We start from the raw sequence: 15,933 nt of genomic DNA, 5'->3' as shown, positions 1-15,933 counted from the left end.
GGCTTATTTGCTGCTTTTTTCATTTTTTGATTCGGCACTGTCCTCTTTTTTGCTGCTCGGAAGCTGGACAGAAGGCGTGACACCCGAGGCGCCGCTTCCGTTATAAAACTGCGGCACTTCGCCCTGAACTGCTTTAATCGATACAGGCACATTATTTGTGACGACAGCGGTTTTGCTTGCGAACGGAATAATGACCTTCACTTTAATTTCAACAAAGATGCTGATATCAATTAGTGCATTATTTATGCCATACGGCTTGATTTTGGTTTTGACATCTGTAAAAGCGTCACCGATTAAATTGAACCGGACCGGGATTTTCGGGCCGAGGTTTCCGAGGAGGCTGTTGCCGGTTACCTGCCCCAGCGGAATGTTGATCATAATATTTTCACTGGCGCCGCTGTGTCCGGTGTGGGTTTCCATCTCTTTCAGATGAGCCTGAAGCTGCTTTGTCACTTTTGTTTTCACACTGTTTACAACCTGTGTATTAAAATCGATTGTCGTTAAATTTCCGTTTTCATCAGAATTCATTTGAAACATATCTTTCATATTCTCACTGTCAGACATATAATCCTCAATTGAATCTTGGATCACCTCTGTCGCCACACGCTTCGTTTCCATCTCGCCGATGCTCATTAAAACAGGTTTAATCGAGCCATTGATCATCCAAAGGCTGACTGTTGTTGACAGGATAAAAAAGACAACTGACAAGAGCAGCACGTAACGGAAAGGCAAAGGTCCTCTCTTGCGAAAAGGGCCGCGATATCTTGGCAAGAAAATCCCCCCTTACATATCACAATGTATGCTTGTAAGAGGGGACATAGTAATAGCCGGGCCAAATTTTTATTTCACCATTTTTAAAAGCGCTTCTCTGCCGCTCATGCCGGCATGGATGCCGAGATCTTCCGCGGCATGCGTGACGGATTCTAAAGGTGCGTCTAACAGCTGGTCAATTGTTCGTACACCAACTGCGCGCCCCGCCACAATGCCCCGCTCCTTTAATTTTTCATTCAGCAGCGCCACATCAAGCGCGCCGCACATAATGTATCCGTGATCATTGGTGACGGCCATAAAATTCGTTTTTGGAAGCTTCACTGTCACAGCTGTAAAAGGCTGTCCTTCTATCATGATTGGTGTCAGATTTACCACGTCAACCACTCCCTTCATTCATCACTTTATGATGAAGGGCACAGCTTGTTGTGGGCTGACTCCCTTATTGCGCGAGCTTCCAAGCGAGCAGATCCCGCAAAAATTCAGGCATAAAATATTCTTTTTCTGCGGCGTCGCGGATGATCGGAAACATCCTGCCGAGCGTAAACATGTCGAGAACCGCAACGGAGTATTGTTTATGTTTTTCAATCTCTTCCCCGTTCAGCGTGATCCGTGTGACATGCGTGATTCCGTCATCCAGGCGTTTCGTTTCTACATCAACACCAGCGTACACCATTTTTCCCATCACTTCTCCGCGGAAGCCGAGCCCTTTGATCCGGAGCTGCTCCATTTGTTCTGAAGCGGCATGGACAATGGTCTCTTTGAGTTCTTCTCCCGTCAGGCGGACAGCCACCGGGTTGATCGGGTGAGGACAGATGCGGTGCAGATCCAGCTTCGTCACTGGACCCGCTTTCAGCGGACCGAGAATGACACCGGAATTCACCATACTGATGTCCGTCCCGCACCATTCCTTTAACGCGTACGCCAGAAGCAAAGGCAGCTCTGATTCTTCAAACCACTTCACCTCAGCATCTTGTGCAAGCTCCGCAACGGCATCGGACAGCTTCTCCTCGGCTTCACGTTCTTTCTCATTAAGAAACGCTTTAGTTTCGGCGGATTCTCCTGGCCATTCCGCCATGTTCTGCACAGACGCTGTTTTGCTGATGATGCTTCGCTGTACACTGTCCACCGTGATTTCTACACAGCCGACATAATGCCCGTATTTCTCTGCGCTGGCAAGCAATACACCGTTTACTACTTGTCCATCTTCAAGCAAATGATGGGTGTGCGATTCGAGGATCACATCAATCTCAGGTACCGCTTCAGCCACTGCCTGATCATCAAGAATGCCTAAATGCGACAGCAAAACGACGATATCAGCCTGCCCTTTCACTTCCTGAATGGTTTCCTTTATGCTTTCAAGAGCATCGGTTACTGTCCATCCCAGCTTGTCATAAACGGGGTAATAAGGCACAGTTACGCCTAAGAAAGCAATGGACATACCGTTTTTCAATGATTTGATATGGTAAGGAACCGCCCAGGACGGACGGTTTCCTGTTTTGTCATACAGGTTGGAGACGATAACGGGAAATTCAGCATGATCATATAGTGCGGCAAGCTCTTCATGCGGAAGCGTAATCCCTTCGTTATTGCCGATCGCCGCTCCATCAATGTGAAGACGGTTTAAGAGATCAACATTCGCTTTTCCGAATGTCGCCTCTGTCACGAATTGAAAACGATCAAGATGATCGCCAATATCAAAAACGAGCGTCTCTTCGCTGTCTGACTGATGCTCTTTTCTTTTCTGCTCGATATAATCTACAATTTTCGGCCAGTTTTCAAAATGGCTGTGCAAATCATTTGTATGATATAAGCGGAGCTTCTCCTTCATATTATCTCTCCCTAATCGTTCAGCTGAAAATGCCTTCATAAATGAGCTGGCAGCCGATCAAGATCAGTACGATCCGCATGATCATAACGATCGTTTCCGTCTGCATTTTCCTATTGATGGCGGCGCCAAGCTTTCCGCCGAACCAAGCGCCGGGCACCAGCGCTAGGGCATACAGCCAATTGACGTGCCCGGAAATAACATGTGAAACAGACCCTGTCATAGAGGACAGGAAAATAATAAACATGGACGTTGCCACCGCCACCTTTGGCGGGAACAGGAATAACAGCATCATCGCCGGAACCATCAGCGAACCGCCGCCTATTCCGAAAAGCCCGCCTAAAAAGCCGACAACAAAGGCAATCGCAATGCCAATAGGAGCCTGATATGAGTACGTATAAGGCTCACCGGCATCATCCTGAAATGTCCGAATAATCCCTTTGTGCGCTTTGTTGATCGGCCGGGCTTTCGCTTTCAGCATTAAGGATAATGAAATAAGAATCATAAAAATGCCAAACCATACGGAAAACGAGTTTGAATTGAACAGCTTTGACACGTAAGCCCCGATAATGCTGCCGGGACCTGAGCCAATAAAGAAAATGAGACCGCTCTTATAATCAACGGTTTTATATTTAATATAAGCCAAAGTTGAAGAAAGACCCGTAAAAATAATGACCAAAAGCGAAGTTCCAATCGCGACCTGCGGCGTCACATCCTGAAACAGCGGCGTCACTGTGCTTAAAAACATCAGAGACGGCACGATGACAATTCCGCCGCCAAGCCCAATCAGACTTCCCACCGTACCTGCGATTAATCCCAGTACGGCCAAAATCACAAACGACATCAATGAAAACCTCTTTTCTAAAATAAATCGAGCTGTCTCGGAGCAAGTCCGCTGTACTCGATATCAAGCAGCTCAAGCATTTGCTTGCCGTTATCCGCGGCGTCTCCGCCGGAATTGTTATTGAACAGGACAAAAACATCCTTACATTGCTGCTGCAATTCATCCAGGTGCTTTTTCCAATCCTCCAGCTCCTGTTGGTTGTAGCGGTATAAGTACCTGACCTCCCGCCAGTTTTTCCCGCCATCAGGCTTCATCCAGCCCTGCTTGTTGCGTCCGTGAAACCTGACGAGCGTTTTGTTTTCATCGGTGGCGCGCAAAACAGTCGGAACGCTGCCTTCTCCGATTTGCGGTTCATCACAAACACTGTGAATCCAGCCTTCCGCTTTCATAAATGAAAGTGTCTGCTCATAAAATGGCGGCGAGAACCAGGAGCGGTTTCTGAATTCAAGCGCACAAGGGATATCTCCCATTTGATGCTTGCACCACCTCAAATAGGCGACATTCTCCTTCTTGCAGTCAAACCACGGCGGAAATTGAAACAGCACCATGGCAAGCTTATTGCTATGTAAATATGGCGTTAAAGACACCTTAAACGCTTCAAACATCTCCTCTTTTGAGTCAAAGGGAATTTCGCCGCGCTGATGCCCCGTCATGCCCTGATACGCTTTCACGATAAATTGGAAGGTTTCCGGCGTTTCCTTCACCCACTTTTCATTATTGCGCGCCGGCTGAATCGCGTAAAAGCTCGCGTCTAATTCAACGATCGGAAAATGGGAGGAATAGGCCTGCAATTTTTTCTGGCTGGCCGTTTTCGGCGGATAGATGCTGTCATGATCCCCCCATCCCGTCAGTCCGATATAAATCACACTCATTCACCTCTCTTCCAGTTTATCACACGTGTTTTCAGGTTTCCTCGGAAATGCTGTTCATATGGCGGGAAAATGCAGAACGAAGATGCTGATATTGTTCCTCATTCGTATCTAAAAACGCCTCTTCTCTTGAGGAAGGAATATGCTGATAATCAATAGGCGCCTGAAACTGCTCACTCGTAAAATCGAACATCACACCATTGATGCTGTTGTAAAAATGCCAGCTTTCACCGACTTTTGTTTTGAAAATGGCGCCGCCGAAATGATCCTGAATCACCAATGCCGTCACACCGCATTGGCCGCATGACGGGCATTCTTCCGTCCATTTAGAGCTCGTATGGCGCGACCATGATTGCTTGAGTATGTATTTGACATGTTCCATTTCCACCGCCTCCTTAAAAAAAAGATACCACGTTGATTGCATTTTAAAAACTGATCAGATCCTTTGTATGATAAATTAGTGGTAATGAATGACACCTGGAGGCGAATCATGAAAATTAACCTGCTTACGATTGGTACGAGGGGCGATGTACAGCCCTTTATCGCATTAGGAAAAGAATTATCCAGACGCGGACATTATGTGACGATTTGCACTGAAGGCTCGTTCAAAGATCTGGCGGAGAATAACAAACTCTCCTTTTCACCCATCGGAACGGATTACACACATTTGACGCAATCAGAAGAAGGAAAAAACATGCTGAAAGGGAACCCGCTATCAATTGTCAGCCAAATGAAAACAGTCATTTATCCGATGATGGAACAAATGTTAGAGGATATATGGGCGGCCTCTAAAGATGCTGATGCAATCATTTATCACCCTAAAGTATTTGGCGGATATGATATTGCCGAAGCCCTGCACATTCCTGCCTTTATCGCCCATCCGGTTCCTATTGTAGCTCCCACCCGTCATTTTACTAATCCGGTCTTTCCGTTCTCATTGCAGAGCGGAACGCTTAACAAGGCCAGTTTTAAAATCAATCGATTATTGACCGCAGCGTTTTTTTCGCTGATTAATAAGTGGAGACATGAGACACTCAGCCTGCCCGATAAACGTTCTGTTTTTAAAGATGATTCCGTACTGAATGGAAAGCTTATTCCTGTTCTGTATGGGTGCAGTCCTTCCATCATTCCCTTTGACCAACAATGGAAAGGCCATGTTTCAATGCAGGGATTCTGGTTTTTAGCCGAAGATGACTGGAACCCTCCACCTGAGCTATTGCATTTTTTAGAAGCGGGGCCGCCTCCTTTTACCGTTAGCTTTAGCAGTATGCCATTACAAAACCCGGATCACATTCTGAACATGCTTCAGCAAGCATTCAAAGAAACCGGACAGCGTGCCATTTTGCTGACGGGCTCGAGCGGAATCAAACAGATGACAGATTCACCTCATATTTATACAGCTGGCTCCATTCCTCACGGATGGATTTTCCCTCAATCATGAGCTGTCATTCATCATGGAGGGGCTGGGACTACGGCCGCAGCATTGAAGGCCGGCAAACCTATGGTGATATGCCCGTTCTCTGGGGATCAGCCTTTTTGGGCAAGAAAAACGCGAGACATCGGAGTGGCTGCTGCCCCTCTGAAAGAAAGAGATATGACAGTTGCAGCCTTCGTTTCCAGAATCAATGAACTGATATCAAACAACACTTATTCTCAACGTGCATCTGAAGCTGCCTCTCTTATTGATAAAGAAGATGGAGTAAGACATACTGCGGATTTTATTGAAGAAAAACTAGAGGAGAAAAACCCGGCAAAATAAATCTGCCGGGTTTTTTACGATGGAACGATCAGCGCTCCCTCAATTGCTCTTTCTGTTTTGTCACTGCCACTGTACACACACCGGCCTCTGCTGTATGTAGCCGAAATGCCGCAGGGAAATGTATGCCCTTCGTAAATGCTTTGCTTATGCTTTGCAAACATCGATTCTTTTGTGACAGTGTACGGCTCCATGCTGACGAGCACAAAATCGGCATCACACCCCGCTTCAAGCCGTCCTTTTTGCTGAAGGCCGAATCGTTTTGCAGGGGCCGCCGCTGTCCATTCTGCGATGGTTTCAAACGGAATCTGATGCTCAAGCGCCAGTTCCAGCATTCCTAATAAAGTGAACTGCCCGCCGCTGATTCCGCCCCATGATAAAAACAGATTGTCCTCCCGCTTCAAGGACGGACGGCAAGGGGAATGATCAGAGGAGACCATGTCAATGTGCCCCGCAATGAGCGCCTCGATCAACGCCTCCATTGATCGCTGCGACCGGAGCGGAGGCGCGCATTTTGCGACAGAGCCCTTTTCTCGTAAATCGTCATGGCTGAACAAGACATAATGCGGGCATGTTTCGACCGAAACATCAAGCCCTTCCTGTTTCGCCTCTCTGATCAGCCGGACCGCTTTCGCCGTGCTGATATGGACAAAATGGACCGGACAGCCTGTCACCTTCGCATACTGAATCGTGCGATACACCGCTTCAGCTTCGGCTTCCTCCGGGCGGGAGGCGGCGTACGCATCCGCATCCACTTTTCCTTTATTGGCCAAGACCATCTGCAAATAGCTTGTGATTGCGTCGCTCTCGGCATGAAGAGCGAGGATTTTTCCTGCAGCGGCGATTTCTGTCATGCCTTTGAGCAAGGTCCTTTCGTCAACAGAGCGGAACTCGTCTGTGCCTGATTTTGATAAAAACGCTTTAAACCCGATCGCTCCCGCTTCAGCCATTGGGCGGATGTCCTCGATATGGCCAGGCACAAGGCCGCCCCATAGCGCAAAATCCACGACTGATTTTTGCCTGCCAAGTTCAGCTTTTGCGAGAAGATGTTCTGCCGTCACAGTTGATGGAATGCAATTGAGCGGCATATCAAAATAAGTGGTGCAGCCGCCTGCTGCCATCATCTGCGAACCTGTTTCAATCCCCTCCCAATCCTCTCTGCCCGGTTCATTGAAATGAACATGGCAGTCTATCGCACCGGGAAACACGTATTTTCCATCTGCCTGGATCATTGCTGCCCCGCTTGCTTCAATGTCTGAACCAATCTCGGCAATGACACCGTTTTGAACTGCAATATCAGCATTTTTAACGCCATCTGGCGTAACTGTCTTCGCACCTTTTATCACCAAATCGTAAGCCATATTGATCCCTCCATGTAAGGATAACGATTTTTCATGTCAGTTTATGTAACACAATCAGTTCTATTTTCAACAGTTTACTGCTACTATGATCGTATTACATCAGCAAAACCGCTAGAATTCCTATTGAAAATTATTCATCTTAACCAATGTTTTTTATAGAAAAGGAGAATGCTCTATGAATATTTTTGATGTGATGAAAATACCGGCTTATGAAAACGCCAATTTAGTCGCGGGAAAAGCAGGAGGAGAAAGAGAGGTGCAGCATGTCAATATGATGGACGCTCCGGATATCGCAGACTTTCTGCATAAGAACGAATTGCTCGTCACTACCGCGTACCACCTGAAGGATACCCCTCACCAGTTATCTGAACTGATTCGGCAAATGGCAAAACGCGGCTGCGCGGGCCTCGGCATTAAAACAAAACGCTATCTGGAGGATATCCCGAAAGAAATCATCGAACTGGCCGATTCATACGCGTTTCCGATCATCGAGCTCCCGGAACACATCCGCCTTGGCGATATTGTGAATGCAACACTCAGCCACATTCTCGATATGCGTTCTAACGAGCTGCAGCAAGCCATTTACGCGCACAAAAAATTCACAAACCACATTATGAGCGGCAAGGGGCTGCAATCTCTCCTCAAAAAGGTGTCAGACCTCCTTCAGCTTCCCGTGCTGCTTCTTGACCAGCATGCCAAAATGCTCTCTGCGTCCCATCAGATTTCAGTTGAGACCGAAAAGCTGAAAGGCACCCTGAATACTGTATCCGGGCCGTTTTTCACTTGTTTCTCTACAATCTCGGATCAAAAAACGTATTCTGTCCTTCCTATTTATAATCACGAAAAAAACTGCGGCTACCTGCTGATACCGGACATGGTGCAGGCCGGCGACAAAGGGTTGATTCTCACGATTGAACAAGCGGCCAACGTGATTTCCTTTGAACTGCTGAAGGAAAATGCGCTGAAGCAATTCAGCCGGCGGGCGCGCAATGAGTTTTTCAGCAATTTTATTGAGCGGTCATTTTCTTCAGATGATGAAATTAAAAACCGGGCGAAAGAATTCAAGCTGCGCTGGGATCAAAAATACATGTGCATTGCCGGAAAACTTGACCGTAATGACGAATCGATCAGCTTTACAGAAAATCAGCTCGCCTCAGACAGCGTATTCGAATTTCTTGAAGGCGAATTCTCGGCCTTCCCGTTTCCGCCCCACCTCTTTATTAAAGGAAACGTCGGCATTATTCTGATCGAAGCAACAGACAGCTGGAGTGAAATGCACGCCTCGGTGATCAGCTTTTTAGAGCAGTTCCAATCACAGGTGAGGGCCCAATTTAAACGGACCGTGTCCTTTGGGATCAGCAATATATGCCAAAAGCTCATTGATGTTCCCGACGCGTTCACAGAGGCTTCTGATGCTCTGCAATCGGGGCATTTGTCAAGAAGCACGGAGTTTATTCAAGTGTATCACGCCAAAGATGTCCCTGAGCTTCTTCGCCTGCTCCCGGTTGAGGATTTGAAGAAATTTTACAACTCCACGCTTCAAAGCCTCGCTGAAAAACAGCAGGAGGATCAAAGCCTCCTTCATACACTGTCCGTCTATTTAGAGACACACTGCCAAATTTCCGAGACGGCAAAGCGTCTGTACGTTCATCGCAATACCGTCATCTACCGCCTTGAAAAATGTGAGGAGCTGCTTGGCAAAAGCTTAAAAGATCCTGAGACGACGATGCGTTTACGGCTTGCCTTACGGATGCAGCGGCTGATCAGCTAATGTTTGTTACATTCTCTTACAAACCGAATCGTTTTTCGTCACTTTCAGCAATAACACCTGTCTTTTTCGGCTACTGTATCCAATGACACCCGACAATCGGCACGCTATCATGTTACTAAAGTTCACATTAAAAGGAGGGGCTATAGTGAAACAAAGATCGTTTGCGGTATTTACTCTTGGCCTTCAGCATGTGCTGGCTATGTATGCAGGTGCGATTTTGGTGCCCCTGCTTGTAGGCAGGGCGCTGAATGTAACATCTGAACAGCTGTCTTACCTATTGGCGATTGACCTGTTAACGTGCGGCGTCGCGACGCTTTTGCAAACCTTGCGCGGAGCGTACATCGGCATCGGGCTTCCCGTCATGCTTGGCAGTTCATTCGTAGCCGTTACCCCGATGATTGCAATCGGAGCCAATTACGGCATTCACGCCATTTACGGTTCAATCATCGCGGCTGGTGTGTTTATCTTTTTGTTTGCGCGTTTTTTCGGCAAGCTGACCGTGTTATTCCCTCCTGTCGTAACAGGAACCGTTGTAACCTTGATCGGCCTTTCTCTTGTTCCGACAGGTGTGAAAAATATGGCTGGCGGCAGCGCCAATCCCGAATACGGTTCGCTCGAAAACCTTCTTCTCTCTGTCGGCGTCCTTATACTGATCCTAGTCCTCAACCGCTTTCTCAAAGGGGTTGCCCGAACGCTGTCCGTTCTGATCGGAATCGCTGCCGGGACAGCGGCAGCAGCCATCATGGGCAAAGTCAGCTTTTCTGCTGTCGCCGAAGCCCCGTTCTTTCAAATTCCGAAGCCATTTTACTTCGGAGCCCCTTCATTTGAAATCGGCCCGATCTTAACGATGCTGATCGTTGGAATCGTCATTATTGTAGAATCAACCGGCGTTTTCTACGCGATCGGAAAGATATGCGGCAGACCTCTAACCGAAAAAGATCTTGTCAAAGGCTATCGGGCGGAGGGAATCGCCATTCTCATCGGCGGGCTCTTCAACGCCTTTCCCTACAACACCTTTGCGCAAAACGCCGGCTTATTGCAGCTGACGAAAGTGAAAACGAGAAATGTCGTCGTTACCGCAGGCTGTATCCTTGTCTGTCTCGGACTGATTCCGAAGATTGCCGCCCTTGCTTCAGCTGTTCCTGCAGCTGTGCTTGGAGGCGCGACCGTTGTCATGTTCGGCATGGTGATAGCGTCCGGCGTCAAAATGCTCAGCACAGCGGATCTCACAAATCAATATCACCTCCTGACCATCGCATGCTCAATCGCACTCGGCATCGGCGCCAGCACGGTGCCCGGGATTTTCGCTGAATTCCCTGCTCCAATCCGGATTCTGGTCAGTGACGGCACCATCACCGGAAGCCTGACCGCCATCTTTTTGAATCTATTTTTCAGCTTGCGCGGCAAAAAAGAAACAACAGCGCAGAAACCAGAACTTCCGGTATTAGACCATACACTTGCATTAGAAAAAGAGGTGTAAAAAGACATGAAGGAACAGTACAATTCCTTTCAGCTAATGATGCTCGGACTTCAGCATATGCTTGCCATGTATGCGGGAGCGATTCTCGTTCCGCTGATCGTTGGAGCGGCGATCGGGCTGAATGCAGGGCAGCTGACGTATTTAATTGCGATCGATTTGTTCATGTGCGGGACGGCGACTCTTTTGCAGCTGTGGAAAAACCGGTACTTCGGCATCGGCCTCCCCGTTGTGCTCGGATGTACGTTTACCGCAGTCGGCCCGATGATTTCCATTGGCAGCACATATGGTGTCTCAGCGATATATGGTGCCATTATCGCCGCAGGGCTGATTGTCGTCTTAGCTGCGGGCTTTTTCGGAAAGCTTGTCCGTTTTTTTCCGCCTGTCGTGACCGGTTCAGTCGTCATGATCATCGGCATCAGCCTGATTCCAACAGCAATGAATAACATGGCCGGGGGTGAAGGAAGCAAAGACTTTGGCACACTGGACAACGTGCTCCTCGGGTTTGGGGTCACAGCTTTTATCTTATTGATGTTTTATTTCTTTAAAGGCTTTATCCGCTCCATTGCGATTTTGCTCGGCCTTGTCGCCGGAACGGCGGCCGCATTCTTCATGGGAAAAGTCGATTTTTCTGACGTCATAGAGGCATCCTGGCTTCATGTTCCGTCTCTGTTTTATTTCGGCCCGCCGACCTTCGAGCTGCCGGCTGTTGTCACGATGCTCCTCGTTGCCATTGTCAGCCTTGTTGAATCGACAGGTGTTTACTTTGCGCTCGCTGATATCACAAACCGCAGACTGTCGAAGAGGGATCTGGAAAAGGGCTACCGGGCGGAAGGTCTTGCGATTGTGCTGGGCGGCTTATTTAACGCGTTTCCCTATACCGCCTTCTCGCAAAATGTCGGCATCGTTCAGCTTTCAAAAATGAAAAGTGTCAACGTCATCACGATCACAGGAATTATGCTCATGGCGATCGGGCTGGTTCCAAAAGCCGCAGCATTGACAACAGTGATTCCAAACCCAGTTCTCGGCGGCGCGATGATTGTCATGTTCGGCATGGTCATTTCTTACGGGATCAAAATGCTCTCCAGCGTTGACTTCGATTCGCAAGGCAATCTGCTGATCATCGCCTCTTCCGTCAGCTTAGGGCTCGGCGCCACAACAGTTCCCGCTTTGTTTTCGTCTCTTCCGGGTGCGGCCTCAGTTTTGGCAGGAAGCGGAATTGTGATCGGCAGTTTGACGGCAATTGCACTGCACGCTTTTTTTCAAACCAAGCAGCCGGATGGCGCTGAAATGAAAACGTAAAGGAAGATGCCAATGTTCACAATGGATGACCTGAATCAAATGGACGCACAAACACTGACAGACACGCTTGGATCTATTTTTGAACACTCTTCATGGATTGCGGAGAAAGCCGCGACATTGCGGCCATTTTCTTCCCTTTCCGACCTTCACCACAAAATGGCCGGCATTGTAAAAGCCGCTGATCGCCAGACACAGCTTGGTTTAATCAATAAGCACCCTCGTCTCGGAACAAAGAAAACAATGAGCGCTTCCTCGGTAAGAGAGCAGCAAAACGCGGGTCTCAGCACGCTTGAACAGCAGGAATACGAGGAATTTCTCAAGCTGAATGAACACTATTATGAACGCTTCGGCTTTCCTTTCATTTTAGCGGTAAAGGGAAAGACGAAACAGGATATTCATGAAGCCCTGCTGGCAAGGCTGAAGAACGAATGGGAAACGGAGTTCCAGCAGGCTCTTGAAGAAATTTACCGCATCGCCCGCTTTCGTCTGGCGGACATCATAACTGAAAAAGGAGAGACGCAAATGAATAGAACCATGTCTTACGGCAAAGGCAATGTATTTGCATACCGAACGTTTTTAAAGCCGCTCATAGGAGTAAAGCAAATCCCAGAGTCATCTTTTACAGGGAGAGCCAATACCGTTGTCGGCGTTGATGTGACATGTGAAATTGGCGGGGATGCCTTTTTGCCATCATTTACAGATGGAGATAATACACTCGTCGTAGCTACAGACTCAATGAAAAACTTTATTCAGCGCCATCTCGCTTCCTATGAAGGGACAACAGCCGAGGGATTCTTACACTATGTGGCTCACCGATTTTTAGATACCTATTCTCATATGGACACGATCACTCTGACCGGCGAAGACATTTCGTTTGAAGCGATGCCTGCATACGAGGAGCAAGAGCTCGGTACCAGCCACCTCGTCTTCAGAAGATCGCGCAATGAACGCGCCCGGTCTGTTCTAAAAGCGGAACGAACCGGGGATACAATAACGATCAAAGAGCAATACAGCGAAATCATGGATCTTCAGCTCGTCAAGATAAGCGGCAACTCCTTCGTCGGCTTTATCCGGGACAAATATACAACACTCCCGGAAGACGGCAACCGCCCGCTGTTTGTCCATTTAAACATCAGCTGGCATTATGAAAACACAAATGACGCATATGCTGCCGATCCCGCCCGCTATGTTGCGGCTGAACAAGTCCGAGACTTAGCGAGCACCGTTTTTCACGAGCTCGAAACCCCTTCAATCCAAAACTTAATCTATCATATCGGCTGCAAAATATTAATGAGATTCCCGCAGCTCACCGATGTCAGCTTCCAATCTCAAAATCACACATGGGATACGGTCGTCGAAGAGATCCCAGGCTCAAAAGGTAAAGTCTACACCGAACCGCGCCCGCCATTTGGTTTCCAGCGCTTTACCGTGACAAGAGAGGACGCCGAGAAAGAAAAACAGAAAGCCGCTGAAGCATTAGGGAGCCTGAAGGCATAATGGGAAAGCTGACAACCCATATCTTGGATTTAACCTGCGGCAAACCCGCAGCGAACGTAAAAATTGAATTGAAGCGGCTGGGCGAAGGCAGCAGCAGCCTTGTCAAAGAGGCATTCACCAACGATGACGGCCGAGTCCATGCTCCGCTGCTGGCTGGTGAAGAGCTGGTGTCCGGGGAATATGTGATGGAGTTCCATGCAGGAGACTATTTTGCAAGAAAAAAAGCGAGTACAGCCGGCCAGCCGTTTTTAACCATTATCACCGTCCGTTTTCAGCTTGCAGACCCAGATACTGATTATCATATCCCGCTTTTGCTGTCGCCGTTTGGTTATCAGGTGTATAGGGGGAGTTAAGAAAAAGGAGGAAGCCCGCCGGTGAGGCGGGCTTAGATGATGTTCAGGGGTTAAGTTGGAACCTAAAAAAACTTCTGGGAAAACTTTTTATATCCACCTAACATGATCTCCGAGTTTCAAAAAAGCATCATCCTAAAAGATAAGACTTTTCATTTAATATATAGATTTATCTAAAAAACTGAACTCCTCCTTGTGGGCCTCCTAGTTGAGAAGCTGAAACTTGGGCAGAACCAGCAACACAATTACCGCCAACTCCTAAAGGAAAGACGATTGTAACAAGTTCTTGGCCAGCTTGAGTAAAGCTGGATCTGTGTATAAACACCCTTGTGCCTGCAGCCAGCACTTGACCATTAGGCAAAGTTAGATTACCGGGAATCGATATAAACGTACCGACCAAACCTTCAAAAGCACGACTTTCACCCGTATATGGGTAATAATAATTTGGATACATAAAAAATTACCTCTTTCTTATAATGAATTCGCCTTTCGCTTACTTTATATTCCATTTATTACGATTGTGTGAAAATAACTTTTAAAAAACTTTCTCCCGAAATCCCCGCCTATGGGTGTCATGTTTCGTCCCATAATTTCTTCCCAATCATACTCGTAGAGGCAGGGATAGCCCAGGGTAATAGCATTGAAGGAAATAAAGTCGCTGGCTCGAAATCCTGCAGCAAGACACCTTATTCATGGAACATGACCAAAAGAGCAGGGATAAACCCCGCTCCGCCTTTCGGCTTCCCGCTCCCGAAGACCAATAGATCTTTTTCTTTATCGCCCATGAAATTAAATAAGATTGATTCATAATCACCTGTACGTACACTTGATTTCCTTTTGGAGCAGCACCGCTTCAATTCCCTTTAGCGTTTTGGTTGCCCGGCGAATGCTTACTCTCTTTTGCTCCCTTTATTTCCTTTTTGCGTTTTTATTCCTTTTAGGTGCACCAACGGGTTAGTAACGTTACCTTTCAGATTCTGTTCCATTTATCTTGATTTTGTTTTTAATAGTTTTTAATTATGCATTTCTATTAAGCCTTTAGACAAAATATTCATTTTTTCTTATTTAGACTTAAATCTATGTCGAAAATTATCGTTTGCCATATCTTATACTATCCTCACTAAAGGAGGTGGCAATATGGGTTATTCAAATGGTTATGGTAGCTCCTTCGCTTTAATCGTGGTGCTATTCATTTTATTAATCATTGTTGGTACTTCTTTCTTTGGTAGTTACTAATTTTTACTCTTGCCTAACCTCCGCCGTAGTAGCACCTCCTAGTTCGGCTGACGCCATAAGAAGTTTTTATGGCGTTATGCTACGTGATTAACTAATCATATCTGACATATTTTTTGAACCAGGGATATATAAACATCGTATTCGATTCAATCGTTTCTGAAGACATAAAAAAGACCCTCCGTATAGAAGGGATTTTAGGAGTAATCGTTCTTCAGGTTTGAAGACGATCTGAAGCAATATGAAATGCGTTTTGAGTTTGGTTTTCTGTTAAGTTGGTTACGAAACTACATACTAAAACGAATGACAAACTCAGAATAAGACATATCATCTTCTTAAAAGTCATACACTCATTCTTCCCTTTGAATTTGTCAAAAATCTAAATACGTTTGGATTCTTAGAATAAAAAAAGGGAGCCATGCTCCCTTTTATTCATTCTATTACAGAATTTTCCAATGTGTATGATCCACCAGTTTTTGCAGTGCTATATCCAGCAACCCTTATACTATAAGTATAGCTTTTACTGACTGCAATAGTGTGCTTCGATAATTCTGAGGAATCATAAGAATTCACAAGAGTTACTTTTCCAGTATTGATATCTTCTTTGTAAATACTAACTTTTAACGCGGTTGTGTTACTACTTTTGGACAAATAAAATTTTACTTTTGTAGCTGATCCCGGATGGAATTGCCACTCATCTCCTTCTTTAGCAGCAGCGGCATCAGCAAAAGATCCACTTACTTTGTCATTAAGAGGAAGTATACCTTTAAATTCATAGGCTGATGCACTTCCCATAGCAGTAAAGATTAACATCAAAACAAAACACATTGATACTAATAACTTTTTCATATTAAATCTCCTCCTTAAAATTAAAGTC

The 15,933-nt window shown here is 46.7% G+C and carries 17 protein-coding genes and 1 pseudogene; 9 read left to right on the top strand and 9 right to left on the bottom strand.

The window, feature by feature from the left end; translation table 11 throughout:
* Positions 1–3 precede the first annotated feature (3 nt).
* The 6 genes from yunB to CVV77_RS18815 form a co-directional block, all read right to left on the bottom strand.
* Positions 4–771 carry a sporulation protein YunB gene (yunB, locus tag CVV77_RS18840; protein ID WP_100276200.1) on the bottom strand — a complete coding sequence of 256 codons (768 nt, stop codon included), beginning with the start codon at positions 769–771 and terminating at the stop codon, positions 4–6.
* Positions 772–840: 69 nt separating this feature from the next.
* Positions 841–1,146, bottom strand: a complete 306-nt coding sequence (locus tag CVV77_RS18835) for a YunC family protein (protein ID WP_019259378.1) — start codon at positions 1,144–1,146, stop codon at positions 841–843.
* A gap of 64 nt (positions 1,147–1,210) precedes the next feature.
* Positions 1,211–2,599 carry a bifunctional metallophosphatase/5'-nucleotidase gene (locus tag CVV77_RS18830; RefSeq protein WP_084991261.1) on the bottom strand — a complete coding sequence of 463 codons (1,389 nt, stop codon included), beginning with the start codon at positions 2,597–2,599 and terminating at the stop codon, positions 1,211–1,213.
* Positions 2,600–2,618: 19 nt separating this feature from the next.
* Positions 2,619–3,440, bottom strand: coding sequence for a sulfite exporter TauE/SafE family protein (locus CVV77_RS18825; protein ID WP_100276199.1), 822 nt, complete (start codon positions 3,438–3,440; stop codon positions 2,619–2,621).
* Positions 3,441–3,457: 17 nt separating this feature from the next.
* Entirely contained in the window at positions 3,458–4,306 is an 849-nt protein-coding gene (locus CVV77_RS18820) for a DUF72 domain-containing protein (RefSeq protein WP_029316899.1), read from the bottom strand.
* Positions 4,307–4,343: 37 nt separating this feature from the next.
* On the bottom strand, positions 4,344–4,691 hold the full coding sequence (locus CVV77_RS18815) for a YunG family protein (protein WP_084991257.1): 348 nt from the start codon (positions 4,689–4,691) through the stop codon (positions 4,344–4,346).
* A gap of 108 nt (positions 4,692–4,799) precedes the next feature.
* Between CVV77_RS18815 and CVV77_RS18810 the strand changes: the two genes are divergently transcribed.
* Complete coding sequence (locus tag CVV77_RS18810; protein ID WP_250622101.1) at positions 4,800–5,750, top strand: glycosyltransferase; 951 nt, start codon at positions 4,800–4,802, stop codon at positions 5,748–5,750.
* Between the two features lie 6 nt (positions 5,751–5,756).
* Positions 5,757–6,068 carry a glycosyltransferase gene (locus CVV77_RS22525; RefSeq protein WP_258460272.1) on the top strand — a complete coding sequence of 104 codons (312 nt, stop codon included), beginning with the start codon at positions 5,757–5,759 and terminating at the stop codon, positions 6,066–6,068.
* Between the two features lie 14 nt (positions 6,069–6,082).
* Here the strand turns inward: CVV77_RS22525 and CVV77_RS18805 are convergent, their stop codons facing one another.
* Positions 6,083–7,426 (bottom strand): allantoinase, encoded by a 1,344-nt coding sequence (locus CVV77_RS18805; RefSeq protein WP_100276198.1) that lies wholly within the window; start codon positions 7,424–7,426, stop codon positions 6,083–6,085.
* Positions 7,427–7,601: 175 nt separating this feature from the next.
* On the opposite strand from CVV77_RS18805, the gene pucR reads away from it, so the two are divergent.
* From pucR to uraH, 5 genes are all read left to right on the top strand, one after another.
* Positions 7,602–9,197: a purine catabolism transcriptional regulator PucR gene (gene pucR / locus CVV77_RS18800; protein WP_100276197.1), complete on the top strand. Its 1,596-nt coding sequence runs from the start codon at positions 7,602–7,604 to the stop codon at positions 9,195–9,197.
* Positions 9,198–9,342: 145 nt separating this feature from the next.
* Entirely contained in the window at positions 9,343–10,677 is a 1,335-nt protein-coding gene (pucJ, locus tag CVV77_RS18795; protein WP_100276196.1) for a uric acid permease PucJ, read from the top strand.
* Positions 10,678–10,683: 6 nt separating this feature from the next.
* Positions 10,684–11,976, top strand: coding sequence for a nucleobase:cation symporter-2 family protein (locus tag CVV77_RS18790; protein ID WP_100276195.1), 1,293 nt, complete (start codon positions 10,684–10,686; stop codon positions 11,974–11,976).
* Between the two features lie 12 nt (positions 11,977–11,988).
* Positions 11,989–13,473 (top strand): factor-independent urate hydroxylase, encoded by a 1,485-nt coding sequence (gene pucL / locus CVV77_RS18785; RefSeq protein WP_100276194.1) that lies wholly within the window; start codon positions 11,989–11,991, stop codon positions 13,471–13,473.
* On the top strand, positions 13,473–13,826 hold the full coding sequence (gene uraH / locus CVV77_RS18780; protein ID WP_084991245.1) for a hydroxyisourate hydrolase: 354 nt from the start codon (positions 13,473–13,475) through the stop codon (positions 13,824–13,826). Before pucL ends, uraH begins: the two co-directional genes overlap by 1 nt.
* A 166-nt stretch (positions 13,827–13,992) precedes the next feature.
* On the opposite strand, the gene CVV77_RS18775 is transcribed toward uraH, so the two are convergent.
* The gene (locus CVV77_RS18775; protein ID WP_084991243.1) at positions 13,993–14,277 is read right to left on the bottom strand and encodes a hypothetical protein; all 285 of its coding nucleotides are present in this window, start codon (positions 14,275–14,277) and stop codon (positions 13,993–13,995) included.
* Between the two features lie 211 nt (positions 14,278–14,488).
* Between CVV77_RS18775 and CVV77_RS22725 the strand changes: the two are divergent.
* A pseudogene (locus CVV77_RS22725) lies at positions 14,489–14,569 on the top strand (hypothetical protein); the annotation flags it as partial.
* A gap of 391 nt (positions 14,570–14,960) precedes the next feature.
* On the top strand, positions 14,961–15,059 hold the full coding sequence (locus CVV77_RS18765) for a YjcZ family sporulation protein (protein WP_019259390.1): 99 nt from the start codon (positions 14,961–14,963) through the stop codon (positions 15,057–15,059).
* 429 nt (positions 15,060–15,488) lie between these two features.
* Here CVV77_RS18765 and CVV77_RS18760 read toward each other — a convergent pair whose 3' ends face one another.
* Positions 15,489–15,905, bottom strand: coding sequence for a hypothetical protein (locus CVV77_RS18760; protein WP_100276193.1), 417 nt, complete (start codon positions 15,903–15,905; stop codon positions 15,489–15,491).
* Positions 15,906–15,933: the final 28 nt, after the last annotated feature.

Source organism: Bacillus sp. SN1 (genome assembly GCF_002796895.1).
GTDB classification, from domain to species: Bacteria; Bacillota; Bacilli; order Bacillales; family Bacillaceae; genus Bacillus; species Bacillus inaquosorum.
Note: the sequence above shows the minus strand (reverse complement) of the source record. Positions and strands in the feature narration are given on the sequence as shown.

Bases quoted from the DNA above. Each gene is read 5' to 3' on its own strand.
- CVV77_RS18810 (WP_250622101.1), top strand. From the start codon at position 4,800: ATGAAAATTAACCTGCTTACGATTGGTACGAGGGGCGATGTACAGCCC.
- CVV77_RS18830 (WP_084991261.1), bottom strand. From the start codon at position 2,599: ATGAAGGAGAAGCTCCGCTTATATCATACAAATGATTTGCACAGCCAT.
- CVV77_RS18790 (WP_100276195.1), top strand. From the start codon at position 10,684: ATGAAGGAACAGTACAATTCCTTTCAGCTAATGATGCTCGGACTTCAG.
- CVV77_RS18825 (WP_100276199.1), bottom strand. From the start codon at position 3,440: ATGTCGTTTGTGATTTTGGCCGTACTGGGATTAATCGCAGGTACGGTG.
- CVV77_RS18760 (WP_100276193.1), bottom strand. From the start codon at position 15,905: ATGAAAAAGTTATTAGTATCAATGTGTTTTGTTTTGATGTTAATCTTT.
- CVV77_RS18765 (WP_019259390.1), top strand. From the start codon at position 14,961: ATGGGTTATTCAAATGGTTATGGTAGCTCCTTCGCTTTAATCGTGGTG.
- pucL (WP_100276194.1), top strand. From the start codon at position 11,989: ATGTTCACAATGGATGACCTGAATCAAATGGACGCACAAACACTGACA.
- CVV77_RS18815 (WP_084991257.1), bottom strand. From the start codon at position 4,691: ATGGAACATGTCAAATACATACTCAAGCAATCATGGTCGCGCCATACG.
- CVV77_RS18775 (WP_084991243.1), bottom strand. From the start codon at position 14,277: ATGTATCCAAATTATTATTACCCATATACGGGTGAAAGTCGTGCTTTT.
- CVV77_RS18805 (WP_100276198.1), bottom strand. From the start codon at position 7,426: ATGGCTTACGATTTGGTGATAAAAGGTGCGAAGACAGTTACGCCAGAT.
- pucR (WP_100276197.1), top strand. From the start codon at position 7,602: ATGAATATTTTTGATGTGATGAAAATACCGGCTTATGAAAACGCCAAT.
- uraH (WP_084991245.1), top strand. From the start codon at position 13,473: ATGGGAAAGCTGACAACCCATATCTTGGATTTAACCTGCGGCAAACCC.